This is a genomic window from Yersinia sp. IP36721 (genome assembly GCF_003634395.1).
Lineage (GTDB): Bacteria > Pseudomonadota > Gammaproteobacteria > Enterobacterales > Enterobacteriaceae > Yersinia > Yersinia entomophaga.
Genome location: NZ_QCZL01000004.1, coordinates 38,945 through 65,059, shown reverse-complemented (window position 1 = coordinate 65,059; position 26,115 = coordinate 38,945). Strand labels below are relative to the sequence as shown.

The following is a 26,115-nucleotide window of genomic DNA, read 5'->3' as shown; positions in this document are numbered from 1 at the left end:
ATCAAGGGTTAGCACATATCGGGGAACAGTATTCTATCCGTCACCAGATGGCTATTTGGGCACAAAAAGATTAAATCCAGTTGCGATTCAGCCTGTAACTGATGGGCTGTTCCCGGCGGTATACAAAAGATATCCCCTTGCTTAACATCATGATTTCTTAAGTTTACCAACTTCTGGTTTTCCACATCCCCCAGGTACATTCGCCCCTCTCCAGCCAGAATGATATACCACTCCTCGCCGTGAAAATGGGCATGGCATCCCACCTTTTTACCCGCTGCGATACGCGTACCGAAACTATTCAGCGCCTTCCCTTTCGCCAACTCCGCAATACCAATACCAACCACTGGATCAACTACCGCTTTGGTTATTTCTTGAGAAAAAGCTTTAATCACCTCTGTCCCCTTAAAGATTTATCAGCTAATACTGGCTGTATTTATCCAATCATTTTCAGTTAAAAATGGATGAGCATCATTGAAAGCTTAGCAGGATCAATGGCTGATGGCAGGAAAGCGGTTTATTGCTTGATTCAAGGCAATGAGTCAGTTTAAACCATAGAACAAGGTATTCACTTATCGAATATCAACCGGAACTTGCTCCGATTACAGCTGTGAACTAATTTTGACTTTAAAGAACGTATTTGAGCTTTTCCACGACAAGATTGGTGTGGGTTGCGAAAGCTAAATCTTTCGGTTTATTCTCACTCGCCATAACGGTTCCCGAGCAAGGTTGGCGCGCAAATGGGGGTCTGAAAACGCCTCTCGTACACTCCTCGTCAAGCGAGCCGCGTTTGAGCGGGAACGAATCGCGGTACGCCGTCAGTAGAGACTCAAATCATTATTGATGATAAACCTTACCCCAACATCTAAAGGAATATCTCCTCTCCCACGCCCTATGTGGTTATAATTCCCTCGCAGCGTCCGCTGTTTTATTTATTATTTCGAGGAATCCGCATGTCTAGCACTACCAGCGTCAGGCTACGTCCGATGGAAAGGGATGACCTGCCGTTTGTTCATCAGTTAGATAATAATGCCAGCGTTATGCGCTATTGGTTTGAGGAGCCTTACGAGGCTTTTGTTGAACTGTCTGACCTGTACGATAAACATATCCATGACCAGAGCGAACGCCGGTTTATTATCGAAAGTCAGGGGACAAAAGTCGGGCTGGTGGAATTGGTGGAAATCAACCATATTCACCGTCGGGCAGAATTTCAGATCATCATTGATCCCGCCCATCAGGGCCAAGGTTATGCAGGCACCGCAGCCAAACTGGCAATGGAGTACGGTTTCTCCGTATTGAACCTGTATAAACTGTATTTGATTGTTGATAAAGAAAATGAAAAAGCCATTCACATTTACAGCAAGCTGGGCTTTAAAAGCGAAGGCGAGTTAATCGACGAGTTCTTTATCAACGGCGAATACCGCACGGTTATCCGTATGTGTATTTTCCAACCCCAATATTTGACAAAATATAAAACTCCGGCGATCAAAACGCCTTAACCGCTATACCGGAGCCATGGGCTCCGGTGTTATTTTGCGCAGATAATCCTAACCAATCGAATCTTAGCCATAACGTCCGGTAATATAATCTTCCGTCCGCCGCATGGCCGGTGAGGTAAATAATCCATCGGTATCGTTGTATTCCACTAGGCAACCTTGATGGATAAACGCAGTGTAATCCGAAACCCGCGCCGCCTGCTGCATGTTATGAGTGACCAAAACCACGGTATAGTGCTGTTTTAACGAAGTAATCAACTCTTCTATGGTCAAGGTCGAAATAGGATCCAACGCCGAAGTAGGCTCGTCCAACAGTAAAATTTCCGGTTCGATGGCAATCGCTCGAGCAATGACCAAACGCTGTTGCTGGCCGCTGGAAAGACGGAAAGCATTCTCCCGCAATCGATCTTTCACCTCGTGCCATAACGCCGCGGCGCGTAAAGCACGCTCCAGAGCTTCATCCAAAACCCGTCTGTCGCGAATTCCTTGCAAACGCAGGCCGTAAACCACGTTCTCATAAATGGATTTAGGGAAAGGATTTGGCCGTTGGAACACCATACCCACACGACGGCGCAGCGCCGCAACATCGACCTTTTTTCCGATGATATTTTCAGCACCAATTCTGATTTCGCCGTCCATTCGACAATGTTCCAACAGGTCATTCATTCGGTTAAAACAACGCAATAACGTCGATTTACCGCAACCGGAAGGCCCAATAAGCGCAGTGACCCGATTTTTAGGGATACGCAGAGAAACATCGTGCAAAACCTGTTTTTCACCATAAAACAGATTGAGATGCTCTACCGCCAGCGCGGTATTTTCATCGCTCAGGTGCCGTACATCCAGTACGGGCAAGGCGTCCGGTATCATCAGTCCCATAAGGTTTCCTGCGAGTTAAATAATGTCATTACAGCATCAGGCCACGGTATTTTTCACGTAAATGATGGCGTATTCCCATCGCGGCTAAATTCAGCCCAACCACAATAACAACCAGCAGTAACGCCGTTGCAAATACCAGCGGACGCGCGGCTTCAACGTTCGGACTTTGGAATGCCATATCGTATATCTGGAAACTCAAATGCATGAATTTTCGTTCCAGATGCAGAAAAGGGAATACACCGTCTACCGGCAATACCGGTACGGATTTCACCACGCCAACCAGCATTAGCGGCGCGGTTTCCCCCGCCGCACGAGCCACGGCCAAAATCAGGCCGGTGATCATCGCCGGAGCCGCCATCGGCAACACAATATGCCACAGCGTTTCGGCTTTGCTGGCTCCTAGCGCCAGTGACCCCTGACGCAGGCTGGCAGGTATGCGCGATAACCCTTCTTCGGTAGAAACAATCACTACCGGCAGTGTCAGTAACGCCAAGGTTAATGCCGCCCACAGTACGCCAGGCGTGCCAAAGGTCGGATTAGGCAATGCCTCCGGATAAAATAACTTATCCAGCGAACCGCCGATAAAATAGACGAAGAAGCCCAGCCCAAAGACACCGTAAACAATAGAGGGCACGCCCGCCAGATTCACAACCGCAATGCGGATTGTACGCGTTAACCAATTGCGTTTGGCATATTCATGGAGATAAACCGCGGCGATAACCCCAAACGGCATCACCATAATTGACATCAATATAACCATCAGCACCGTGCCAAAAATCGCTGGGAATACGCCGCCTTCGCTATTGGCATTGCGCGGACTATCGGTCAGAAATTTATGTCCCTGCCCCGCCATATGCCTGACTTTTTGCCAGAAAGTCATATTGTTGGGATACCAAGCTTTACTGATTTGGCTGAGGGAAATCGGGTGTATCTGACCCTGCATATCTTTGAGCAACAGCGTATAGCGGTTTTGTTCCGCGCGCAGGCCCTGCAAAGTTGTCGCCAATCCATCGTAATGACGCTGTACCTCCCCGCGTTCAGCGCGTAGGCGATCTTGCGCTCGTCCGTCCAGCTTACCGGCGGTTTGCAGATGTTTCTCCTGCAAACGCAAATTCTCAACCTGTTGGTTAAGTATGTTCATCTGGCGGAACTGAATATCATCCCCTTGCCTGACCAACGCCTGCACCTGCGGGATCCGTTTTTGCAGCTCCAGCGGAATATTATCCCCCACCAGCGGCTGCCCGTTATCCAGCATCCCGGCCATAAAACCGTAGGCTGTACCGTGATTCAAACGGCTAAGCACCAGCAAATCTTTCGGCTGGCACCGCTGTACAATATCGCTGTCAAGCAAGGTCTGAAAATCGTGCCCCTGAAACTCCCGATTACCGGTTTTAATCAGATAACGCGTCACAGAATCACGTCCGTCCGCTAGAGGAATCCCCGCCGTTGCCAGCTGTTCCCGTGTGATCTGCTGCTGCTGATAGATTTCTCCGATCAAGCTGACCAGCCCGGCACCGCTTTGTTTCAGCTCGAACTGATAAACCGGCGCAGGCCAGAAATAACGCATTCCCTGCCCTGCCAGCAACAATATGATACCCAGCAAGGCCAACAGGCTGATGCTGACCGAACCGGCCGTCAGCCAGATCCAGGGCGAGCCTGATTTAAACCAGCTTTTCATCACGCATCCCGCTCCGTTTGATAGCGTTCCCGCAGCCGAAGCCGTATCGCTTCGGCCAGGGTATTAACCACAAAAGTGAACATAAACAGCACCAGAGCGGTAAGGAATAGCACCCGATAATGGCCGCTGCCCACTACCGCCTCCGGCATTTCTATGGCGATATTCGCCGCCAGCGCGCGCAGCCCTTGGAAAACGCTGCCGTCAATAATTGGCGTATTACCGGTAGCCATTAACACGATCATGGTTTCCCCCACCGCCCGGCCAAAACCAATCATTAACGCCGAAAAAATACCGGCAAAGGCCGAAGGCAGAACCACTCTCACCACGGTTTGCCACGGCGTCGCACCCAAGGCCAGTGACCCCTGAGTCAGGGACGGCGGCACGCTAAACAGCGCGTCTTCTGCCAGAGAAAAAATAATGGGAATTAAGGCAAAGCCCATCGCTATGCCGACCACCAGCGCATTACGCTGATCGTAATTATCTCCCAGCCATTCATTGAGCGGTAAGCCGAGCGTCCACTGTGCCAAATGCGGCCCCAGCATCAAAGTCAGCCAGCCAGTGACTAAAATAACCGGCAGCAACACCACAACATCCCAACCGGCAGCTAGGCGCCATTTAATTCGCTCAGATAGTTTTGCGCTGCTCCAACCGCACAGCAGAATAGCCAGCGCCAGTAAGAACGGTAATAGGAGAATGCCCGCTAGATATTGCTCAATCACCGGCGCTAGCCAGATACCGGCAATCAAACCAATCACTACCGTAGGCAATGCTCCCATAACTTCAATCGCCGGTTTAATCACTCGCCGCAGTCCAGACTGCATAAAATACGCAGTATAAATCGCACCGGCCAATGCCAAAGGCACGGCGAATAACATGGCGTAACCCGCAGCTTTTAGCGTGCCAAAGATAATCGGGATCAGGCTGAATTTAGGCTGGTAATTATCATTCGCCGACGTAGATTGCCAAACATAGGCAGGTTCCGGGTAGTTTTCGTACCATACTTTCTGCCACAGGCTACGCCAGGTGATATCCGGATAGGCATTATCAACGCGGTAATAAGACCAGTTAGCGCCGTTTTCCAGCAATAGTGCGTTACCCCACGGGGAAAATGCGGCATGACTGATGCCTTTAGCCACTTTTTCCTGCAATAAAGGAGAGGTTTGAATGCTGGAAAATAGCGTTAACTCTCCCGCTGGAGTCACTGTGGCAAAAACCCGGCGGTGATCTTCCACGCTCAGCAGCCCCATTGCCGAAGAGAACTCGCGAATACGAGTAAGATGTGGCGGTTTATCCTGAGGCTCCCGGGTATGTGGCACGTCAAACCACTGAGACAAACGCCCCTGCGGCGATTGTACCAACAGCGATTTCCCGCCAGCTAACAGCGCTAAGTGCAGCGGCTCCTGCTGATCCAGCGCGACTATTTCCCGCAGTTTGGGGCGATGATCCAACTGGTAAAGATAAACCTGCGTCGCAGACAGTAAGTACAGCCAGTGGCCATCGGGACTTAACAACAGTTGATCTATCCGGGTCGGGGATTCCGGCAGCGGCGTGATTTTTCGTTCGGTTTCAGTGAAATTCCCGAGCAAAACCCGCCCGTCGTCAGTGCTGGCTGCCAGCTTGAATTGCTGTGATTGTGGCTCCGCTACGGCGATATGTCGCAACGGACGTCCTTTTTCATCCAGCGGTTGCGGCTGATCGCCCAAAGGGAAATGCCAGTGAGCGCCGCCGCTAAAATCCGGCCGAACCAATATCAGGCTACCGTTACTCAATCCCAACGCCTGCAATCCCGAAGCCTGTCCCAATGAAGTAGGAGGAGCGGAAAGTACCTGCGTTGCCAGTAACGTCCCTTCAGCCTGCTCACCCTCCGGCTGGAGGCGAATAAAAGCGCCGTTGCCCTGAGCATCGATGCGCCACAGCTTTTCCCCTCGGGAATCCATTCCCATACTTAAGGTGGAGGCGCTGGGGGGCACGGGAAATTGAGCGTGCAGGCTAATCGCCGCCGGTTTAAATAACGGCAGCACCGCATACAGCAGGTAGACAAAAATTAGCATCAGGGTCAGTAGCACCAGCAGGCCGCTACCGCTCACCATCCTGCCTACCACGCGGTCAATCATAGCCCGGCGGCGATCTCTGCCTGAAAGTGGTACTACTCTGCTTTGCCCCATGCCCTACACTAGATCCTATAGATGATTTATATAACTCATTCGCCCTTGCGCGCTGAGATGACCGAGCATCTTATGTCAGTTTTATGGCGTTTGCATGACAATGTTAACTAATGATATCTGTTGGACTTTCCTGTCAATCTCTCGCAATAATGTCTACGGACACTAAATACTCCCACAAAAATCTGAATGGAGTTGCAATGGGTCAGGAAAAGCTCTACACCGAGAAAGAACTCAGCTGGTTATCCTTTAACGAACGGGTATTGCAGGAAGCTGCGGATAAGAGCAACCCGCTAATAGAGCGGATGCGCTTTCTTGGCATTTACTCCAATAATCTGGATGAATTTTATAAAGTTCGTTTTGCCGACTTAAAGCGGCGAATTCTTATTAGCGAAGAGCAAGGCTCTGGCGTGTCCTCTCGCCATTTGCTAAAGAAAATTCAGGCCAAAGTGGTCAAAGCCGATCAGGAATTCGACAGCCTGTATAATGAACTTCTGTTGGAAATGGCGCGGAATCAGATTTTCCTGATCAATGAACGCCAGATTTCTGAGAACCAGCAGATTTGGCTCAAACAATATTTCAAACAGCATTTGCGTCAGCACATTACGCCGATACTGATCAATCACGACACCAATCTGGTGCAATTTCTCAAAGACGATTACACCTATCTGGCGGTTGAGATTATCCGCGGGCAGGAAATCGCCTATGCGCTGTTGGAAATTCCTTCCGATAAAGTGCCGCGCTTCGTTAATTTGCCACCAGAAGCTCCGCGCCGTCGCAAGCCAATGATCTTATTGGATAACATTCTGCGTTATTGTCTCGATGAAATCTTTAAAGGCTTCTTCGATTACGATGCGCTCAACGCTTATTCGATGAAAATGACCCGCGATGCGGAATACGATCTGGTTACGGAAATGGAGTCCAGCCTGCTGGAGTTGATGTCATCCAGTCTGAAGCAGCGTTTAACCGCCGAGCCGGTGCGTTTTGTTTATCAGCGAGATATGCCCGATGAAATGGTGGAATTACTTCGAAATAAACTCGGTATTTCCAATGATGACTCCGTCATTGCCGGTGGCCGTTATCACAATTTCAAAGACTTCATCGGCTTCCCTAACGTAGGGAAAAGCAATCTGGTGAATCGCCCGATGCCGCGCCTACGCCATATTTGGTTTGATAAATTCCGCAACGGTTTTGACGCGATCCGTGAGCAGGATGTGCTGCTGTATTATCCTTATCACACCTTTGAACACGTGCTGGAATTACTGCGTCAGGCGTCTTTCGACCCCAGCGTGCTGGCAATCAAAATCAATATTTATCGCGTCGCCAAAGACTCACGCATTATTGAATCTATGATTCACGCCGCCCATAACGGTAAAAAAGTCACGGTGGTGGTGGAGCTACAGGCGCGTTTCGATGAAGAAGCCAACATTCACTGGGCCAAAAGCCTCACCGCCGCGGGCGTACACGTTATTTTCTCTGCGCCAGGGCTGAAGATTCACGCCAAATTATTCCTGATTTCCCGCCTGGAAGGCGACCAAATCGTCCGTTATGCTCATATAGGGACGGGTAACTTTAACGAGAAAACCGCGCGTATTTATAGCGATTACTCGCTGTTAACTGCCGATGCACGCATTACCAATGAGGTTCGCCGGGTATTTAACTTTATTGAGAACCCTTATAGGCCAGTTAAATTCGACAATTTGATGGTATCACCGCAAAACTCGCGCCTGATGTTGTATCAATTGATTGATCAGGAAATCATCCATGCACAGGCGGGAGAAAGCGCCGGGATCACGCTGAAAATTAATAATTTAGTAGATAAAGGACTGGTTGATCGGTTATATAGCGCCTCCAGTGCTGGCGTGAAGATTCGTTTATTGGTACGCGGAATGTGTTCTTTGATCCCCAATATGCCGGGCATCAGTGAAAATATCCAGGTCACCAGCATCGTTGACCGCTTTCTGGAACATGACCGCGTTTACGTATTTGAGAATAAAGGCGACAAGCTGGTTTATCTCTCATCAGCGGACTGGATGACCCGAAATATTGATTATCGTATCGAAGTGGCCGTTTCCCTGCTGGATTCGAAACTGAAACAGCGAGTGTTGGATATCTTAGAGCTACTGTTCAACGACACGGTAAAAGCCCGTTATATTGATAAAGAACTGAGTAATCGTTATGTACCGCGCGGAAATCGGCGCAAAGTACGTGCACAGATTGCCATTTATGATTATTTAAAAGCGCTGGAACAACCAGAGCAATAGGCCTAAAACTATGCCGCTAACCAGTAACTCCACCACTAAACCGCAGGAAATTGCCGCCATTGACCTTGGCTCCAATAGTTTCCATATGGTGATTGCCCGCGTCGTTAACGGCGCACTTCAGGTTTTAGGTCGCTTAAAACAGCGCGTACATTTGGCTGATGGATTAGACAGTAACAATATTCTTAGCGAAGAAGCGATGGAACGCGGTCTGGCCTGTCTGGCTCTATTTGCCGAACGGCTACAAGGTTTCTCGCCGGATAACGTCTGTATCGTGGGGACGCACTCCCTGCGACAGGCCGCCAACGCCGAAGTGTTTCTGAAACGCGCCGCCGAAGTGATTCCCTACCCGATCGAGATCATTTCCGGTCAGGAAGAGGCTCGTCTGATTTTTATGGGCGTGGAACACACTCAGCCGGAGAAAGGTCGCAAACTGGTGATCGATATCGGCGGTGGCTCGACCGAACTGGTTATCGGCGAAGATTTTGAACCACTATTGGCAGAAAGCCGTCGCATGGGCTGCGTCAGCTTCGCTCAGCAATTTTTCCCGAATGGTGAAATCAGTAAGGCTAACTTTAAGCGCGCTCGTCTGGCAGCGGCGCAAAAGTTGGAAACGCTGGCATGGCAATATCGCATTCAAGGTTGGCAGTACGCTCTTGGGGCTTCGGGTACGATTAAAGCCGCCCATGAAGTGCTGGTCGAAATGGGTGAAAAAGACGGTTTGATTACGCCAGAACGTTTGGAAATGCTGGTTGAGCAGGTGTTGCAATTCAAGCAGTTTAGCGCGCTGAGCCTGCCGGGTTTATCTGAAGATCGCCAATCAGTATTTGTGCCAGGTTTAGCGATTATGTGCGGCGTATTCGATGCGTTAGCGATCAAAGATCTGCGTCTTTCCGACGGTGCGCTGCGTGAAGGCGTGCTGTACGAAATGGAAGGCCGTTTCCGCCATCAGGATATTCGTCAGCGGACGGCAAAAAGTCTGGCCGATCACTACAATATCGATCGCGAACAGGCGCGCCGGGTGCTGGAAACCACCGAGCTACTCTATACCCAGTGGATGGAGCAAAACCCGAAATTGGTGCAGCCGCAGCTCGAAGCGCTGTTGAAATGGGCCGCCATGCTGCATGAGGTCGGGCTGAGTATCAATCACAGCGGAATGCATCGCCACTCAGCCTATATTCTGCAAAACACCAATTTACCGGGCTTTAATCAGGAACAGCAATTATTACTGGCGTCACTGGTGCGATTCCATCGTAAAGCCATGAAACTGGATGAATTACCGCGTCTTAACCTGTTTAAAAAGAAATACTACCTGCCGCTGATCCAGTTGCTACGCTTGGGTGCCTTACTGAACAACCAACGCCAGTCCACCACTAAGCCAGAAAGCTTACGGCTGATCACCGATGATAATCATTGGACTCTGCGCTTCCCTTACGGCTACTTTTCACAAAACAGTCTGGTGCAGCTCGATGTTGAACGGGAACAGGCTTATTGGAATGACGTAATCGGCTGGAAGCTGATTATCGAGGAAGAAGACGCGCCAGAAGCAGAAAACGAGACGGATTAACGCCGATGCTCTCCGAATTCAGGGGTCGCAGCTGGCCCCTGATGCTTATCTCTAACGGACAACACAGTGCAAAAACGAGTATGAGAAACAAAAAATCGACGCAGTTAACCAAAATCATATTACTGGTCAGTTTTATCATTCTGTTTGGCCGTTTACTTTACGCGGCAATCGCGGCGATTCCTCATCATCAGGAACGTAATCAATCAGAACAGATTGAGCAACCGGTGGATCGGGAATACACGCCGCCTCAGCCTGATTTAACGCCTTAATAGCTGATTTGCCTCTTAAGATAGGTAAGATGTCTGCCGCAGACCTCTTACCTATCCCACAGTCTTGAGCGTGGCGAATCGCGCTACGCGGATAAAACCCATAATCATAAATAACCGTGACAAAAATTTTGGCTGCATAGCGGCCACCGTTTGCCGAACACCTCTGTCACCCTGACATGACGCGAACAAATAAAAAGCGGGGTTATCCCCCCATAATGCATTGAGTTAAGGACCACTATGTCAGCCCCTACCGTTTCCGACGTACATCAGCACCCAACGTCCGCCAAATTTGACGCTAAAAAACTGGCCGCTATTCGTCACCGTATTCTTTCGCTATTACTGAATAATAAAGCGCTGGTTGACGGTATTCTCGGTCGCCTGGACGATCGGGAAAAACTCAGCGATGAACAATTGCTGGATCAAACCGCCGAGATTAAGCATTTGCTGGCCGACTTACACGCCGCGGATCTCGCCGATTTACTGGAAGCTTTGCCGCAAGATGAACGTCTGGCGCTGTGGCGTCTGGTGGATAACAACTCTCGAGGCCATACGCTGGTTGAAGCCTCCGAAACGGTGTGGGACAGCCTGATCGAAGAAATGAGCGATAAAGACCTGCTGAAAGCCATGCGCAATCTGCACGTGGACGAGCAGGCTTATTTGGCCGAATACCTGCCGCGCAACCTGATGGGGCGCTTGCTGACGTCACTCGATCCGGCTCAACGAGCGCGAGTGCGGGAAGTGATTCAATATGGCCGAGATACCGTCGGCCAGATGATGGACTTCGAGCTGGTCACGGTACGTGCCGACATCACGCTAGGAACCGTTCAGCGCTATCTGCGCTATCGTAAGAGCATTCCCGATGCCACCGATAAAATTTTCGTGATCGATCGGAAGAATACGCTGCTGGGCGAATTGCCCCTCACCACCATTCTGCTGCACTCACCGGATACTCAGGTGTTCAAAGTGATGAACAGTGAGCCGACCACTTTCCAGCCGGAACAAAAGGCAGAAGACGCCGCCGGGGCGTTCGAACGTTATGACTTGATCAGCGCCGCCGTTGTGGACGCCAAAGGCAAGCTGATGGGACGACTGACCATCGAAGAAATCGTTGACGTGGTGAATGAAGAAAGCGACACCAATTTACGTCGTATGGGGGGGTTAAGCCCGGAAGAAGACGTGTTCTCTCCGGTAGGACGCGCGGTTCGCACCCGTTGGTCCTGGTTGGCCATTAACCTGTGCACCGCTTTTATCGCTTCACGAGTAATAGGTTTATTCGAACATACCATTTCTCAATTGGTTGCACTGGCAGCATTGATGCCCATTGTGGCCGGCATTGGCGGCAATACCGGCAATCAGACCATTACTATGATTGTCCGTGCGCTGGCGTTGCACCATATCCAATTAGGCAACAGCAACATTTCATTCCTGATGATGAGAGAACTGGGTGTCGCGCTGATCAACGGCATAGTATGGGGCGGTATTATGGGCATTGTGACCTATATCCTGTACGGCGATTTAGCCATGGGCGGCGTCATGACGCTGGCAATGATGCTTAATCTGTTGGTTGCGGCACTGATGGGCGTCGTGATTCCAATGACCATGGCGCGGCTGGGGCGAGATCCGGCGATTGGCTCAAGTGTGATGATCACCGCGATTACCGATACTGGGGGTTTCTTTATTTTCCTCGGTCTGGCAACGTTATTTTTGGTCTGATCTCACTATCATTTTTAGGAACCCATGTGAAACGAGGGCTTATTCTCGCGGCGATATCAACCATGATAACGCGCGGAACAATGGTCAGTATCGCCCTTCTGTACTAGGATTCAAAAACCAGCGGCATTTTTCCTATGCCGCTGGCAATTCGCAGGTTACACATAAGGTTCGCCATGAGAATCAGAGCGATAGCACGAAATCATTCATATCATGTTCTTCTGAACATCGCGCTTATCAGCGGCCTGATTTACCTGCTCGCGCTTTTTTGCATCCAACTGTCGGAAACTTCACGTAACCTCGCGCCGCTGTGGTTCCCTACCGCTATTTTGATGGTGGCTTTATTTCATCTGCGGTTACGTTATTGGCCGCTGCAACTGCTTGTCGCTGGCGTGGCTATTATTCTGGCGAATATCACGCTCTACGGCCCTAGCTGGTTTTCTGTCCCTTTGACACTAATCAATCTGGTGGAGTCTATCGCCGGTGCCTGGCTGCTACGCCGCCTGTTAATGCCGAAAGATCCGCTACACAGCCTGTTTAGCTGGCTTAAATTTGTTTTGACGGCAGTTCTGCTGATCCCCATACTCAGCGGCTTCGCGGCAGCATTTTATCTGGCTCCGGACCACCGCGATTTCGGCCAGCTATTCACCCTTTGGTTTATGTCTGAATCCATTGGCATATTGGCGTTGGCACCCGTTGGGTTGCTTTATCAGCAAGGCTATTTCAGATCATCCCTGCGATCGCAAACTCTGTTTGAAATGATCTGGATGCTAATTTTATCTTTAACTTGCTGTTATCTGGCGCTGACTTACCTACCCTTCCCCTTTACTTTCATCGTGATGGCGCTGATTTGGGTCGCTATTCGGCTGCCCCGATTGGAAGCATTTATCATCTTCTGTCTCACCGCGGTATTGATTGCGCTGATGATTAATTTCAATCTGTTCACCAATCAGGTGAGCGGTCAGCTATTTATTCAGGCTTTTACGTTTATTCCGCTATTACTGGTGTTAGTGCCGCCACACGCGATGTCGATGGTGATGCACGCGTTTCGCACTGAAAAAGATCATATTATCGAGAGCGAAAACCGTTTTCGGAACGCGATGGAATATTCGGCCATCGGTATGGCACTGGTGTCGCCGGAAGGTAAATGGATACAGGTCAACAAAGCCTTGTGCAATTTACTCGGCTACAGCCAAGGAGAACTGCTCAATTTAACCTTTCAGGAAATCACCTACCCGGAAGATCTCACCGCCGATCTCAAGCTATTGGAAGACCTGTTTGACGGCGTGATCCCCAGCTACACCATGGAGAAACGCTATATTCGCAGCGACGGCGAGGTGGTTTGGGCGCTATTGGTCGTCAGCGTGGTTCGAGATCACGAGCAGCGTCCGCTCTATTTTATTTCTCAGGTTGAAGATATTAATGACCTGAAAAAAACCGAAATGGTCAATCGTCGGCTGATGGAACGCATTACCCTGGCGAATGAAGCCGGTGGAGTGGGAATTTGGGAATGGAACCTGAAAGAGAACACCATCAGTTGGGATAAACGAATGTTCGAACTGTATGATCTGCCGCCGAATACGATTCCTAGCATAGAGGCATGGCGAGATCGCATCCATCCCGACGACCGTGCGCGCATTGACCGCGAATTTGCCGCGGCGCTGACTCACTGTCAGCCCTATCGATTGGAATATCGCATTGTGTCTCGCAGCGGCCAAATCAGCCATATTCGTAATCAGGCCAATATGATTTGCGATAGTCGAGGCGATATTTTGCGTTTAATCGGCACTGCGCTGGACTTAACCGAAGTGAAAAGCCTGACAGAAGCCCTGCACGAAGAGAAGGAACGCCTGCATATCACGCTGGACGCCATCGGTGAAGCGGTAATCAGTACCGATCGGGAAATGCATATTACCTTTATGAACCCGGTGGCAGAAAAAATGACCGGCTGGGCCAATACCATCGCCCTTGGCCAACCTATCGATCAAATCATTCACTTAACCGATAGCAGCACCGGTTTAAACGTGGAAAATCCGGTCTGGTACTGTCTTAACGGGGTTTCACCGCCGCAAAATAACCTTTCGCTGATTTTGCACAATCGGGACGGCGAACGTTATGACATTAAGGATTCCGTCGCGCCGCTGAAAACCTTGGAAGGGGAAACCGTCGGTGCCGTTATGGTCTTCCAGGACGTCAGCGAATCGCGCGAAATGATGCGTAAACTCAGCTACAGCGCCTCGCACGATAATTTGACCAGCTTGCCTAACCGCGCGAATTTTGAGTATCAGCTGAAAAATGCGATTCAAAAAAGCATCGAACATAATCAACAGCACGCATTAGGCTTCCTCGATCTGGATCGCTTTAAAGCGGTTAACGATACAGCCGGACATGCCGCCGGAGACGCGTTGTTAACAGAATTGAGCGCGTTGATGCGTAAGTATTTACGTACTAGCGATTGCGTTGCCCGTCTTGGCGGCGATGAATTTGGCCTGTTACTGCAAAACTGCAGCGTCACCAGAGCTAAAACCGTGGTGCAGGGAATGGTTTCGCTGATTAATGACTACCCGTTCTACTGGGAAGGTAAGCAATACCGTATCGGCGCCAGCGCCGGTATAACCCAAATCAATAGTCAAAACAGCAAGCGTAGTGAACTGATGGAGCAGGCGGACATTGCCTGCTATACCGCCAAACACAGTGGTCGTGGGCAGGTGTATCTCTACCAGCCACGGCAAAAACAGCTGTTGGCACGCCAGCATGAGCTACTGAGCAAAGATGAAATTCTGCATATTCTGGAAGAGAATCAGCTAGAGCTTTTGGCTACCGCCGCCGCTCCGCCGCTCATACCGAATAACGTGGCTTTCTACCAACTGGTCCCGTCGGTTATCCCGAATGACAAACAGGCCGTGAGCCAGGACGATTTTCTCTCGGCCTCCTTGCTTTATGGCCTGCGCCCGGAGGTAGATAAATGGATCTGCCACCAATTGTTATGTATACAGGGCGAAAATATTCAAAGTAAGGCGCTCAAGGTCGCCGTGGCTTTATCCGAAGAATCGCTACAGGAAGAAAGCTTTCGCCACTTTTTGCTGGATAGCCTGCAACAATCCGTCATTCCAGCCTCCGATCTGCATTGGTTGATACAGGAATCTACGCTGCTGCGCCATTCGTCCACTATCGATAATTTTATCACTCGCCTGCAGAGGCTGGGCGGCAAACTTATCCTGACGGATTTTTCAGCCAACATGAATGGTTTCAGTAGGTTAAATCACCTCAAGATGGATTATTTAAAACTCGACGTCGGTCTGATCGCCAATATTCATACCAATCAAATGGACGAAGTGATGGTCTCGATTATCAACGGCGCCGCTCACCAAGCCGGGGTCAAAACCCTCGCGGGGCCTGCCGATCAGTTGGCGATCCTGGATAAACTTAGTCATATTGGCGTCGATTTGGTCGACGGTGACAGTATTGCCCGCACCGCACGTCTGACCGATATTTTAGGCTGCGGTTATTTAAGCAATAAATAGCCTACGGCAGATTCAAAAATGTCATTTAGAGAAAACCTGAACCGATACCCGAATTATTCCCGCCAATGACTCTGATTTGTCGATTGCTCCTCTGCGCACTCTAAGGTAAAGTCGCCCCCCTTTATTTGGCCTGGGAGCAATTATGTTCATTGGTTTTGACTACGGCACGGCGAACTGTTCTGTGGCCATAATGCGGGACGATGCTCCCGAACTGCTGGTATTGGAAAATAACGACGTTTATTTGCCTTCCATGTTATGCGCGCCCACGCGAGAGGCGGTAAGTGAATGCCTGCATCGTCACTGGCAGGTGCCCACCGGCAGCGATGAAAACCAACAGTTGTTACGGCGGGCCATCGCTTTTAACCGTGAAGAAGATATTCCAGTCAATGCGGACAGCCTGCATTTTGGCCTGTCGGCGCTGGCTCAATACATCGAAGATCCGGAAGAAGTTTACTTCGTTAAATCCCCCAAATCCTTCCTCGGGGCGACCGGTTTAAAACCTCAGCAAATCGCCCTGTTTGAAGATCTGGTCTGCGCCATGATGTTCCACATCAAACGTCAGGCGGAATCTGCCGTACAAACCGAAATCAGCCAGACCGTCATTGGCCGTCCAGTTAACTTCCAGGGCTCTGGCGGCGAAGACGCTAACCGTCAGGCCGAAGGCATTTTACTGCGCGCCGCACAGCGTGCCGGTTTCCGCGATATCGCTTTCCAATTTGAACCGGTGGCCGCCGGTCTGGACTTTGAGGCGACGCTGACCGAAGAAAAAACCGTGCTGGTCGTCGATATCGGCGGCGGAACCACCGACTGTTCGGTGTTACTGATGGGACCAAACTGGCAGGGCATGGCGGATCGTCAGCAAAGCCTGCTGGGTCACAGCGGCTGTCGAGTTGGTGGTAACGATCTGGACATCATGCTGGCGTTTAAACAGTTAATGCCGCTGTTTGGTATGGGTAGCGAAACCGAAAAAGGCATCGCAATGCCTTCATTGCCTTACTGGAATGCGGTAGCCACCAACGATGTTCCGGCGCAGAGCGATTTCTACAGCACGGCCAACGGCCGTTTCCTGCGTGATTTGATTCGCGATGCGGCTAACCCGCAACAGGTAGAAATGCTGTTGAAAGTCTACCAACAGCGTTTGAGTTACCGTTTGGTAAGAGCGGCAGAAGAGAGCAAAATTGCGCTGTCTCAGCACGAGCAGATCGCCACGGCGCTGGACTTCGTCAAACCTGAGTTGGGGCAAATGATCAGTCAGCAGCAATTGGCCGATGCCATCACTCAGCCGTTGCAACGCATTCAGGAACAAGTCAACCTGGCGCTGTCCACCAGCAACGTCAAGCCAGACGTGATCTACCTGACCGGCGGCAGCGCCCGTTCACCACTGTTACGCAGCGCACTACAGCAACAGTTACCGGGCATTCCGCTGGTTGGGGGCAATGATTTTGGCTCCGTTACCGCTGGTCTGGCACGCTGGGCGCAAACGCTGTATCGTTAAAAATAGTGAATGTGTTGAGGCAGGATGCACCGGTTAACTAACGGTTATTTCCTGCCTCATTGACACCTATCCGCAGCCTTCTTCCTTTCCGTGACTCATTGACACAATGGCTTTTTTCCGCGCCGCCATCCTTTAAAATGCCGTATTTTTTACAAAACAGAACGTTACCCAGACAAAACTGAAAAGAATCAGCTTTCTATTCCATATTTCCTTCATTATTCTCCGTGAAAAGACAGCTAAACTAATAAAATATAAGTTATCTGGCTAACGCCTATTACGGATCGTCTCCACGTAAAATCACAAGCATAAAAGAGAATCCTTCGCCACTATGAATGCCAAACCTATACGCACTTCCCGCTCGGTAATTCTGGCAGATCTGGTGGCCGTCGTGATTATCGCCATTACCGTCTGGCGCCACTTCACACCGGCGGCCAAGCAAGCGGTACCAAAGAGCCGGGAGCCAGCCTGTTTTTAGCCGCAGCACAGGATATCCGCATTGGCGGCAGGCAATCTAACGCCAGTAACCACGACACTTTACAGGTGGGCGTTCTGAGCGCTTGGCGCATCTGGGGAGCCAAAATTCGCGCCGCATTTGCCAAACCGCCAGAGCTGGCGGACGTTAACGCCGCTCAACAACACAAAGGTGCCAAGCTGGGGCTGACTGTCGATCGTGAAAGGCTGGCGCGCTTGGGCACCCGCGTTTCCGATGCCAATACATTGCTAAATAACGCTTTTGGGCAACGACAGATCTCCACTATTTATCATTATCAGCCGTTAAATCAATACAAAGTCGTGATGGAAGTCGCCCGGCAATATACGCAGGACGTCAGTTCGCTGGATAAAATGAAAGTTACGTCCATCCACTGACAATTCTGTCCACGTTACCTTCCGCTGGCGTCGGCGCGTTGTTGGCTTTGGCGGTGCTTGACGCGCCTTTCAGTATGAAAGCCCTGATCGGTATTATGTTGCTGATTGGCATAGTGAAAAATAACGCCATCATGATGGTGGAGTTGGCTTTGGCAGCGCAGCGAAACGGCAATCTCAATGCCAGAGAGGCTATCTTTCAGGCCAGTTTGCTACGTTTCCGCCCGATTATGATGACCGTGCTGATGGCGCTATTTGGCGTCTTGCCCTTGGTTCTAGGCTGCGGCGACGACGCGAAACTGCGCCCCTCCTTGGGGATGAGCATCGTTAGCGGCCTGATTATGCGCCAACTTTTGACGCTTTATACTACACCGGCGGTTTACCTGTGTTTCGATCGCCTGTGCAGCCGTTTTAGCCGTCAGCCCCTACAGAGGATTGAGTAATATGTCCCCAGAAACGCTAACGCCGCTTCGGTCCACGTCGGTTCGCTGGCAGTTGTGGATCGTCGCCTTTGGCTTTTTCATGCAGGCGCTGGATACCACTATCGTCAACACTGCGTTGCCGTCAATGGCCGCCAGTCTGGGGGAAAACCCGCTGCGTATGCAGTCGGTGATTGTTTCTTATGTGCTGACCGTGGCAGTTATGCTCCCTGCCAGCGGCTGGCTGGCGGATCGAGTTGGCGTGAAGTGGGTGTTTTTCTCCGCGATTATCCTGTTCACCATTGGCTCACTGATGTGCGCTCGATCCGCGTCCCTGAATGAGCTAGTTTTCTCCCGCGTCATTCAAGGTATCGGCGGCGCGATGATGGTGCCAGTTGGTCGTTTAACCGTGATGAAAATCGTTCCACGCGAACAATATATGGCGGCGATGGCCTTTGTGACTCTGCCTGGACAGGTTGGCCCGCTGATGGGGCCAGCGCTCGGCGGTTTTCTGGTGGAGTACGCCAGTTGGCATTGGATTTTCCTGATTAATTTGCCGGTTGGATTGATAGGCGCCATTGCCACTCTGATGTTAATGCCTAATTACACCATGCAAACTCGCCGGTTTGATATCAGCGGTTTTTTGATGTTGGCAGTCGGTATGGCTACGTTGACACTGGCGCTCGACGGCCATAAAGGACTTGGCCTGCACCCCGCCGCCATTGTTGGATTAATTATTTGCGGGCTGCTGGCGCTGCTGGGCTATGGGTGGCACGCCAAAGGTAATCCTTCAGCCCTATTCTCGCTGCGATTGTTCAAGAATAAAGTTTACACTTTAGGGCTAATTGGCAGTATGACGGGGCGTATCGGCAGTGGAATGCTGCCTTTTATGACGCCGATTTTCCTACAGATTGGTCTGGGTTTTACTCCGTTCCACGCTGGTCTGATGATGATTCCCATGATTATTGGTAGCATGGGAATTAAACGAATTATCGTGCAAGTGGTTAACCGCTTCGGCTATCGTCAGGTATTGGTCAGCGCCACTCTGCTACTGGCGGTGGTTAGCCTGAGCTTCCCGTTAGTCGCTCTGATGGGCTGGCTATGGCTGCTGCCAGTGGTTTTATTCTTTCAGGGAATGCTCAACGCTTTGCGGTTTTCTACTATGAATACGCTAACCCTGAAAGACTTGCCCGACAGGCTGGCAAGCAGTGGAAACAGTCTGTTATCCATGGTCATGCAGTTGGCTATGAGTATGGGCGTTAGCATCGCCGGGATCGTTCTCGGTATGTTTGCCCACAATCAGGTCGTCACTAACTCACCGGCGACCCACAGCGCCTTCCTTTACAGCTATCTCTGCATGGCGATTGTCATTGCCTTACCGGCGTTAATCTTTGCCAAAGTACCGCAGGATATTCGTAAAAACCGCACTCTGGATACAACAGGCCAGAAATGAGGACAGCATGAGAATTGGCATTACCAGTAAGTTATTTATGGCGATTTTCGCCACCTGTATGTTGGTGTTAATCACCATGCATTGGGGAATGCGTGCTAGCTTTGAGCGCGGTTTTATCGATTATATCAAACACAGCAATGAGCAACGTATCGCCATGCTGGGTGACGCATTGGAAGAACAATACAAGCACTACGGCAATTGGAATTTCCTGCGTAATAACGATCGTGTGGTGTATCAAATCATGCGCTCCTTCGAGCAAAACAGCGATAATAGCCATAATCTTCCGCCACGCGGCTGGCGCACCCAGTTTTGGGTAGTAGACAGTCACTTTAAGCTGTTGGTTGGCCACACCGGAGCAGTGCCTAAAGAGGGTTCACGCCTCCCCATAAAATATGACGATCAGATCGTCGGCTGGGTGATCGCCACCCCCTCGGAAAAACTCACTCGCGATGCCGATATCAATTTTGACCTGCAACAACGCCGTACCAGTTGGATGATTGTCGCCCTCTCCACTTTGCTAGCCGCCGCCGTAACCTGGCTACTTTCGCGGGGGATGCTGGCTCCGGTAAAACGTTTGGTGGAAGGCACCCATCGACTGGCTGCCGGGGATTTCAGCACCAGAGTAGCCGTCAGTAGCCGCGATGAACTGGGAAGACTGGCACAAGATTTCAATCAGTTAGCCAGCTCGCTGGAAAAAAATGAGCAAATGCGCCGCGACTTTATGGCCGACGTCTCTCACGAATTACGGACGCCGTTGGCCGTGCTACGCGGCGAGCTGGAAGCCTTACAGGACGGCGTTCGCCAACCTACGCCGGAATCACTCAGTTCCTTGCAAGCCGAAGTGGCGATGTTAACCAAACTAGTCAACGATTTGCATCAGCTTTCCATGTCCGATCGCGGGGCACTGGCTTACCGTAAAACTCAGCTGGATTTGGTGCATTTATTGCAGGTAGCGCTCGCCAGTTTCCGAAGTCGCATCGAGGAAAAACGGCTGACGGTAACAACTCACTTACCCGGACAGGCCATGATATTCGGCGACCCGGATCGCCTCACCCAGCTATTCCATAATCTGATGGAAAACAGCCTGCTCTATACCAACAACGGTGGGCAACTGAATATCAGCATGAGTCTCGATGACAATGCCCTCACGCTGTGCTGGCAAGACAGCAAACCCGGTATCAGCGACGAACAGCTACAGCGGATCTTTGAACGCTTTTATCGCGCGGAAACCTCACGTAACCGAGCGAGTGGCGGATCGGGGCTGGGTCTGGCCATTTGTCATAATATCGTCGAAGCCCACGGCGGAAAAATCGCCGCCGAACATTCACTTTTGGGCGGCGTATTGATTAAGGTAGACTTTCCGTTGTCACATTCACCAGGAAAATAAATATCCATGAATGAAGCTATTTTCGCCCCAGGCCAACATGGCCCGGTACTGATCGTTGAAGACGAGCCTAAGCTTGGGCAACTGTTGGTGGATTATCTACAGGCCGCGGGTTACCAGACCCGATGGGTGACCAATGGTGCTGAAGTCGTCGCCTCGGTACGGCAAGCTCCGCCAGCGATTATCCTGTTGGATTTGATGCTGCCCGGCAGCGACGGTATCAGTATCTGTCGCGAAATACGTCGTTTTTCCGATGTACCTATCGTGATGGTCACAGCGAAAACTGAGGAAATCGATCGTTTACTCGGGCTGGAAATCGGCGCTGACGATTATATCTGCAAGCCGTATAGCCCGCGTGAAGTGGTGGCTCGGGTGAAAACTATTTTGCGCCGCTGCTATAGCCCGCGAGAAATGCCCAGTGACATGGCACCGCTACAAATTGATGAGTCACGCTTCCACGCCAGCTATCAGGGTCACACCCTGGATCTCACTCCAGCAGAGTTTCGTTTACTCAAGATTCTGGCAATGCAGCCGGGGCACGTATTTTCCCGTGAACAACTGCTGAATAATCTGTATGACGACTACCGGGTCGTGACCGATCGTACCATCGACAGTCATATTAAAAATCTGCGACGAAAACTGGAGTCCTTCGATGAAGAAAAGCCCTTTATCCGCGCAGTATATGGAATGGGCTACCGCTGGGAGGCTGAAATGGGTCGTTTGCTCTAATGTATTTTATGCCAAAGGTGCGTTATGTTGGCTGAGTCAGGTACGCGAATCTCCATTATGGATAGCGTTGACTACACTGATTAGGAGACTACTCAACCAACAGGAGAAACACTATGGCCATCGGCTACTATGAGCTTAAAAAAGCGAAGAACGGTCAATATTATTTCAATCTGAAAGCCGGCAATAATGAAGTTATTCTCTCCAGCGAGATGTACGCCAGTAAAGCATCCGCTGAAAATGGTATCGCATCAGTCCAAAGCAATTCTCCCCTGGAAGCTCAATACGAATTAAAGCACAACGTTAAAAATGAACCTTACTTTGTGCTGAAAGCCAAGAATCATCAAGTTATCGGCGTCAGCGAATCTTATAGTTCTGAAGCCGCAGCTAAAAATGGCATTGCCTCTGTAACGAAAAACGGCCCCACCACCACCATTAAAGACCTGACGCTGTAGATTAATTTGTACCCTACTAACGACTGCGCGGCAGTAACAGGCCGCGCTCTTCTTGGCTATTTTGATCCAGATCATTTAAACCCTACAAAAATTGTGCAAGGGCTGATTTTCCGCTTTTCTGGCGCTACAATCATCGGCTTTTGCCACTCCCCAGGGCGTGGTTCTGACTTGAACTCAGACTGAGAATCTCCCATGTTTATACCTGAATTACTGTCTCCAGCCGGTACGCTGAAGAATATGCGCTACGCTTTCGCTTACGGTGCCGATGCCGTGTATGCCGGTCAACCTCGCTACAGCCTGCGCGTTCGCAATAATGAATTTAATCATGAAAATCTGGCTTTAGGGATTCAGGAAGCCCATGCTTTAGGCAAGCGCTTCTACGTTGTGGTGAATATCGCCCCACATAACTCAAAGCTAAAAACCTTCCTACGCGACCTGAAACCAGTGATCGATATGGGGCCGGACGCGCTGATTATGTCCGATCCCGGCCTGATCATGATGGTGCGCGAAGCTTTCCCACAGATGGATATTCATCTGTCGGTGCAGGCCAACGCAGTTAACTGGGCGACGGTGAAATTCTGGCAGCAAATGGGGCTGACTCGGGTGATTTTATCCCGCGAGCTATCTCTGGAAGAAATTGCTGAAATCCGCGAACAAGTGCCAGAAATGGAGCTGGAAGTCTTCGTCCATGGCGCACTGTGCATGGCCTATTCCGGCCGTTGCCTGCTCTCCGGCTATATCAATAAGCGTGATCCGAATCAGGGCACCTGTACCAATGCGTGTCGCTGGGAATATAAAGTTGAAGAAGGCAAACAGGACGATATCGGCAATATCGTGCATATTCACCAGCCAATTCCGGTGAAAAATGTCGAACCAACGCTGGGTATCGGCGCACCGACCGATAAAGTCTTTATGATTGAGGAAGCCATGCGTCCGGGGGAATACATGACCGCCTCAGAAGATGAGCACGGCACCTATATCATGAATTCCAAAGACTTACGGGCAATCCAGCACGTAGAGCGTTTGACTCAGCTTGGCGTTCACTCGTTGAAAATTGAAGGCCGTACCAAGTCCTTCTACTATTGCGCTCGCACCGCTCAGGTTTACCGCCGCGCTATCGATGATGCAGTTGCCGGAAAACCTTTCGATCCTTCGCTGCTCACCACGCTAGAAGGCTTGGCACACCGCGGTTATACCGAAGGATTCCTGCGTCGCCACGTCCATGAAGACCAACAAACCTATGACTACGGCTACTCAGTTTCCGAGCGGCAGCAGTTTGTTGGAGAATTTACCGGCGACCGGCGGGATGGGCTGGCGGAAGTGGTGGTTAAAAATAAATTCTCCGTCGGAGATAGCGTCGAATTAATGACCCCAACCGGCAATATTCAGTTTACGCTGGAAAGCATGCTGGATAAAAAAGGCCAGGCTGCTGAGGTTGCTCCGGGAAATGGACATATCATGTATTTGCCCATTCCCGAAGAAATCGATGTGGAATATGCACTGCTAATCCGTAATCTGGATGGAACTAATACGCGTAATCCGCATGAAAAACAGTAGTATTTAGACTTAATATCTAATGCCACTCAATGAGTGGCATTTTTGACAAATATTAGAAATAGATCACATCTATTATAATGTCTGCAAGGTACTATAGCTCGAGTACAATAAAGAACTAAAATAGTTAGACAGCAAGACTAGGAACCACCTCCTTGGCTGGCCCAATCTCCCTTGGGCCGGCCTTTTCTTTTTAATTTCTTAACCAATTGAATTTTAAGTTATTTTTCACCACTAAATAATTAACCTAACGCGTTAAAATAATCGCTAATAACCCAATCAATTTCACTTAATTTATTAACCCGAATTAACGTAATAATACTCCGAATCCAGTTTAATTCTAATCCAGAATAACTCTACGCTATCCCCTATTTATAGGAATCAACCGACCCGATCTTACTTTTTATTTTCTGCGATTTTACTCAAATATTCTGATAGTCAGAGCAAAGCGTTATGGTTTACTGTTAGTGATATAACCTACCACCTCCGGAGCATGTTATGACTCAAACGCCACCCAGCCTTCTTATTCTCAACGGTAAAGAAGGCGGAAATCCAGAAGTGCGTAATGCAGTAAAAAACGTGCGAGATGAGGGATTAACCCTACATGTGCGTACCACCTGGGAACAGGGAGATGCCGCCCGTTATGTTAACGAGGCTATCGCACTGGGGGTCGATACCGTGATTGCCGGCGGTGGAGATGGCACCATCAATGAAGTCGCGGCAGCGTTAGCGGCTTTACCACCTGGCCATACGCTTCCCAGCCTGGGCATTTTGCCTCTCGGTACGGCTAACGACTTCGCCACCGCCTGTAGTATTCCTCTGCAAATCGATAATGCCTTGCAGCTGGCGATAAAAGGCCGCGCCGTTCCTATTGATATCGCTAAAGTTAATGACGACCGTTATTTTATCAATATGGCAACCGGGGGATTTGGCGCACGCATTACTACCGAAACGCCTGCGATGCTGAAATCGGCGTTGGGCGGTGCCTCATACTTTGTCCACGGTTTAATGCGTATGGACACATTAAAAGCCGATCAATGCGAGATCCGCGGCCCGGATTTTCATTGGTCTGGTGAAGCGCTGGTGATCGGAATTGGGAACGGTAAGCAGGCCGGAGGCGGGCAAGAACTTTGTCCGAACGCATTGATTAATGACGGCTTACTACAGCTGCGACTGCTTACGGCTACCGAACTTCTGCCCGCACTGCTGACCAGCCTGTTCAGCGGCGAAGAAAACAAAAATGTCATCGACGCCACGCTACCCTGGCTGGAAATCAGCGCACCCCATGACATCAGATTCAATCTGGATGGCGAACCCCTGTCTGGTAGCCAGTTCCGAATTGAAGTGATGCCTGCGGCACTCTTATGTCGTCTACCGCCAAACTGCGCATTATTAGGCTGATTCTTTCCTTATTGGATTGGGGCGAACATCTGCGCCCCAAGACTTCCCTCCCTGTATCCAGATCTGACGCTTGGTTTCTACGGTGATCAAGGCGTGATTAAAATTAATCAATTCCTAACATACAATCCGCTGAACGCTGCAAGGATCGACCAAGAGACATGGATCCTATTCCGTGCGGCCACCTCTGGCGGCACCAAGATATTTATACAGCGTAGGCTTAGAGATCCCCATCATCTGGCAAATTTGCGCCACGGTATAATTTTTCTCATCATAAAGTTTTACCGCCAAATCCTGTTTATCCTGACTCAGCGCTTTTGGTCTGCCGCCATTACGGCCCCGGGCGCGCGCAGCCCTTAATCCTGCCTGATTCCTTTCCTTGATCACATTACGTTCAAATTTAGCCAGAGCGCCAAAAAGTCGAAAAATAAGCTCCCCCGAGCTGGTCGAGGTATCAATACCATCTTCAATACTTTTTAGCGCGATGCCTTTTGTTTCCAATAATGCCATCATTCCAATCAGATCTTTAAGTGAACGACTCAGACGATCTAATCGCCACACTACGAGTGTATCGCCAGCACGAACAAAGTTTAGTGCTTGTTGTAAACCGGGCCGTTCCACTTTTGCTCCGTTGAAATGGTCTTCAAATAACCTTTCGCACCCTACCTGATTTAAAAAATCGCGTTGTAAATTCAATTTTTCATCATCCGCAGAGACACGGGCATATCCAACCAACATGGATTGGTCCTCTTTAAGTTAAATTACACGTTAAATAATTAATTTATCACCGTAGATATTTTTACCTAGTATATTAACCATATATT

19 protein-coding genes and 1 pseudogene are annotated in these 26,115 nt (G+C 50.1%); 15 read left to right on the top strand and 5 right to left on the bottom strand.

Annotated elements, in window-relative coordinates; genetic code table 11:
- Positions 1–8: 8 nt before the first annotated feature.
- Entirely contained in the window at positions 9–392 is a 384-nt protein-coding gene (locus tag DBA33_RS05375; RefSeq protein ID WP_064516933.1) for a cupin domain-containing protein, read from the bottom strand.
- Between the two features lie 558 nt (positions 393–950).
- Here DBA33_RS05375 and speG point away from each other — a divergent pair.
- Positions 951–1,496 (top strand): spermidine N1-acetyltransferase, encoded by a 546-nt coding sequence (gene speG, locus DBA33_RS05370; protein ID WP_064516931.1) that lies wholly within the window; start codon positions 951–953, stop codon positions 1,494–1,496.
- A gap of 63 nt (positions 1,497–1,559) precedes the next feature.
- Here speG and pstB read toward each other — a convergent pair whose 3' ends face one another.
- From pstB to DBA33_RS05355, 3 genes are read right to left on the bottom strand one after another with little or no spacing between them, the layout of a single operon-like run.
- Positions 1,560–2,372 carry a phosphate ABC transporter ATP-binding protein PstB gene (gene pstB / locus DBA33_RS05365; protein ID WP_064516929.1) on the bottom strand — a complete coding sequence of 271 codons (813 nt, stop codon included), beginning with the start codon at positions 2,370–2,372 and terminating at the stop codon, positions 1,560–1,562.
- A 28-nt stretch (positions 2,373–2,400) separates the two neighbouring features.
- Positions 2,401–4,050 (bottom strand): phosphate ABC transporter permease PstA, encoded by a 1,650-nt coding sequence (pstA, locus tag DBA33_RS05360; protein WP_064516927.1) that lies wholly within the window; start codon positions 4,048–4,050, stop codon positions 2,401–2,403.
- Positions 4,050–6,215, bottom strand: coding sequence for an ABC transporter permease subunit (locus DBA33_RS05355; protein WP_120805813.1), 2,166 nt, complete (start codon positions 6,213–6,215; stop codon positions 4,050–4,052). The genes pstA and DBA33_RS05355 overlap by 1 nt, the downstream gene beginning before the upstream one ends.
- A 197-nt stretch (positions 6,216–6,412) precedes the next feature.
- On the opposite strand from DBA33_RS05355, the gene ppk1 reads away from it, so the two are divergent.
- From ppk1 to yegS, 14 genes and pseudogenes are all read left to right on the top strand, one after another.
- Complete coding sequence (ppk1, locus tag DBA33_RS05350; protein ID WP_064516923.1) at positions 6,413–8,476, top strand: polyphosphate kinase 1; 2,064 nt, start codon at positions 6,413–6,415, stop codon at positions 8,474–8,476.
- A 10-nt stretch (positions 8,477–8,486) separates the two neighbouring features.
- Positions 8,487–10,040 carry an exopolyphosphatase gene (gene ppx, locus DBA33_RS05345; protein ID WP_064516921.1) on the top strand — a complete coding sequence of 518 codons (1,554 nt, stop codon included), beginning with the start codon at positions 8,487–8,489 and terminating at the stop codon, positions 10,038–10,040.
- 80 nt (positions 10,041–10,120) lie between these two features.
- The gene (locus DBA33_RS05340) at positions 10,121–10,309 is read left to right on the top strand and encodes a YfgG family protein (protein ID WP_064518482.1); all 189 of its coding nucleotides are present in this window, start codon (positions 10,121–10,123) and stop codon (positions 10,307–10,309) included.
- A gap of 237 nt (positions 10,310–10,546) precedes the next feature.
- Positions 10,547–12,022 (top strand): magnesium transporter, encoded by a 1,476-nt coding sequence (gene mgtE / locus DBA33_RS05335; RefSeq protein ID WP_064516920.1) that lies wholly within the window; start codon positions 10,547–10,549, stop codon positions 12,020–12,022.
- Between the two features lie 173 nt (positions 12,023–12,195).
- Complete coding sequence (locus DBA33_RS05330; protein WP_120805811.1) at positions 12,196–15,543, top strand: diguanylate cyclase; 3,348 nt, start codon at positions 12,196–12,198, stop codon at positions 15,541–15,543.
- A 142-nt stretch (positions 15,544–15,685) separates the two neighbouring features.
- Positions 15,686–17,038, top strand: coding sequence for a molecular chaperone (gene yegD, locus DBA33_RS05325; RefSeq protein ID WP_064516918.1), 1,353 nt, complete (start codon positions 15,686–15,688; stop codon positions 17,036–17,038).
- A 328-nt stretch (positions 17,039–17,366) separates the two neighbouring features.
- A complete protein-coding gene (locus DBA33_RS20885; protein ID WP_235600981.1) occupies positions 17,367–17,513 on the top strand; it encodes a hypothetical protein in 147 nt (48 codons plus the stop codon).
- Positions 17,486–18,345 (top strand): annotated as a pseudogene (locus DBA33_RS05320) (efflux RND transporter permease subunit); the annotation flags it as partial. The gene DBA33_RS20885 and the pseudogene DBA33_RS05320, both read left to right, overlap by 28 nt.
- Position 18,346: 1 nt before the next feature.
- The gene (locus tag DBA33_RS05315; protein ID WP_120805809.1) at positions 18,347–19,774 is read left to right on the top strand and encodes an MFS transporter; all 1,428 of its coding nucleotides are present in this window, start codon (positions 18,347–18,349) and stop codon (positions 19,772–19,774) included.
- A 7-nt stretch (positions 19,775–19,781) separates the two neighbouring features.
- Positions 19,782–21,161: a two-component system sensor histidine kinase BaeS gene (gene baeS, locus DBA33_RS05310; protein WP_064516910.1), complete on the top strand. Its 1,380-nt coding sequence runs from the start codon at positions 19,782–19,784 to the stop codon at positions 21,159–21,161.
- 6 nt (positions 21,162–21,167) lie between these two features.
- Positions 21,168–21,887 carry a two-component system response regulator BaeR gene (gene baeR, locus DBA33_RS05305; RefSeq protein ID WP_064516908.1) on the top strand — a complete coding sequence of 240 codons (720 nt, stop codon included), beginning with the start codon at positions 21,168–21,170 and terminating at the stop codon, positions 21,885–21,887.
- A 113-nt stretch (positions 21,888–22,000) separates the two neighbouring features.
- Positions 22,001–22,339 carry a YegP family protein gene (locus DBA33_RS05300; protein WP_064516906.1) on the top strand — a complete coding sequence of 113 codons (339 nt, stop codon included), beginning with the start codon at positions 22,001–22,003 and terminating at the stop codon, positions 22,337–22,339.
- Positions 22,340–22,531: 192 nt separating this feature from the next.
- A complete protein-coding gene (gene yegQ, locus DBA33_RS05295) occupies positions 22,532–23,896 on the top strand; it encodes a tRNA 5-hydroxyuridine modification protein YegQ (protein ID WP_064516904.1) in 1,365 nt (454 codons plus the stop codon).
- A gap of 495 nt (positions 23,897–24,391) precedes the next feature.
- Positions 24,392–25,294: a lipid kinase YegS gene (yegS, locus tag DBA33_RS05290; RefSeq protein WP_064516903.1), complete on the top strand. Its 903-nt coding sequence runs from the start codon at positions 24,392–24,394 to the stop codon at positions 25,292–25,294.
- 165 nt (positions 25,295–25,459) lie between these two features.
- On the opposite strand, the gene DBA33_RS05285 is transcribed toward yegS, so the two are convergent.
- Positions 25,460–26,029, bottom strand: coding sequence for a recombinase family protein (locus DBA33_RS05285; protein ID WP_064516901.1), 570 nt, complete (start codon positions 26,027–26,029; stop codon positions 25,460–25,462).
- Between the last annotated feature and the right edge of the window lie 86 nt (positions 26,030–26,115).

What these genes read in the sequence shown, in the direction of transcription:
- speG (WP_064516931.1), top strand. Translation starts at nt 951, where the DNA reads ATGTCTAGCACTACCAGCGTCAGGCTACGTCCGATGGAAAGGGATGAC.
- pstB (WP_064516929.1), bottom strand. Translation starts at nt 2,372, where the DNA reads ATGGGACTGATGATACCGGACGCCTTGCCCGTACTGGATGTACGGCAC.
- pstA (WP_064516927.1), bottom strand. Translation starts at nt 4,050, where the DNA reads ATGAAAAGCTGGTTTAAATCAGGCTCGCCCTGGATCTGGCTGACGGCC.
- DBA33_RS05355 (WP_120805813.1), bottom strand. Translation starts at nt 6,215, where the DNA reads ATGGGGCAAAGCAGAGTAGTACCACTTTCAGGCAGAGATCGCCGCCGG.
- ppk1 (WP_064516923.1), top strand. Translation starts at nt 6,413, where the DNA reads ATGGGTCAGGAAAAGCTCTACACCGAGAAAGAACTCAGCTGGTTATCC.
- ppx (WP_064516921.1), top strand. Translation starts at nt 8,487, where the DNA reads ATGCCGCTAACCAGTAACTCCACCACTAAACCGCAGGAAATTGCCGCC.
- DBA33_RS05340 (WP_064518482.1), top strand. Translation starts at nt 10,121, where the DNA reads ATGAGAAACAAAAAATCGACGCAGTTAACCAAAATCATATTACTGGTC.
- mgtE (WP_064516920.1), top strand. Translation starts at nt 10,547, where the DNA reads ATGTCAGCCCCTACCGTTTCCGACGTACATCAGCACCCAACGTCCGCC.
- DBA33_RS05330 (WP_120805811.1), top strand. Translation starts at nt 12,196, where the DNA reads ATGAGAATCAGAGCGATAGCACGAAATCATTCATATCATGTTCTTCTG.
- yegD (WP_064516918.1), top strand. Translation starts at nt 15,686, where the DNA reads ATGTTCATTGGTTTTGACTACGGCACGGCGAACTGTTCTGTGGCCATA.
- DBA33_RS20885 (WP_235600981.1), top strand. Translation starts at nt 17,367, where the DNA reads ATGAATGCCAAACCTATACGCACTTCCCGCTCGGTAATTCTGGCAGAT.
- DBA33_RS05315 (WP_120805809.1), top strand. Translation starts at nt 18,347, where the DNA reads ATGTCCCCAGAAACGCTAACGCCGCTTCGGTCCACGTCGGTTCGCTGG.
- baeS (WP_064516910.1), top strand. Translation starts at nt 19,782, where the DNA reads ATGAGAATTGGCATTACCAGTAAGTTATTTATGGCGATTTTCGCCACC.
- baeR (WP_064516908.1), top strand. Translation starts at nt 21,168, where the DNA reads ATGAATGAAGCTATTTTCGCCCCAGGCCAACATGGCCCGGTACTGATC.
- DBA33_RS05300 (WP_064516906.1), top strand. Translation starts at nt 22,001, where the DNA reads ATGGCCATCGGCTACTATGAGCTTAAAAAAGCGAAGAACGGTCAATAT.
- yegQ (WP_064516904.1), top strand. Translation starts at nt 22,532, where the DNA reads ATGTTTATACCTGAATTACTGTCTCCAGCCGGTACGCTGAAGAATATG.
- yegS (WP_064516903.1), top strand. Translation starts at nt 24,392, where the DNA reads ATGACTCAAACGCCACCCAGCCTTCTTATTCTCAACGGTAAAGAAGGC.
- DBA33_RS05285 (WP_064516901.1), bottom strand. Translation starts at nt 26,029, where the DNA reads ATGTTGGTTGGATATGCCCGTGTCTCTGCGGATGATGAAAAATTGAAT.